Annotated in this window: 1 pseudogene; it reads right to left on the bottom strand. The window is 39.9% G+C overall.

Going from position 1 to position 567, the window contains the following annotated elements:
- Positions 1–567, bottom strand: a pseudogene (locus BZZ03_RS12065) (hypothetical protein); the annotation flags it as partial.

Raw genomic sequence — 567 nt, 5'->3', positions numbered from 1 at the left:
AACCAACAAGCGAACCATTGACATCTTGAACCTTATCAAATTCCATTGACCAACGGAGGACTTTATCCGATACTGTGAGGTTAGAAACAATCGTATTAACGTTTGATTTACCATCTGTATCGTGTTGGCCAGACACGACATAATGTTTCGTCGTATCTTGAGTGTATCCATAAGGTGCACCGTTCGTTTGTTTACCATCATCAGTAACTTTCACTTCTTGCCAGTAATACCCTTTATCTCCAGTATCTCCAGTGACAGGAAGATTCTTAACAGCATCCTTATTTACTCCATTTGCCATTTGTAGAGAAAGGTATTTCTCGCCGACTAATTTACCGTTAACTACGGCAATTGGAAGAGATTTAAAGCCATCTTTAACACCAACTGCTTCTCCTTTTTTATGAAGGACTTTCCCTTTGGCATCCTTAATATCGTGCGCATAGAAGAGCGTATAAACTGCACCTTGAAGCTGCGCATTGCCTTGTGTTTCATCTGATTTTGTATCTTCATCTTGCTTTACAAGGGCTGCATCAACCAAATCTTCTTGGTTAGTATTTTTGCCCGTTTCAT

The sequence above is a fragment of the Lactococcus petauri genome (assembly GCF_002154895.1).
GTDB classification, from domain to species: domain Bacteria; phylum Bacillota; class Bacilli; order Lactobacillales; family Streptococcaceae; genus Lactococcus; species Lactococcus petauri.
Note: the sequence above shows the minus strand (reverse complement) of the source record. Positions and strands in the feature narration are given on the sequence as shown.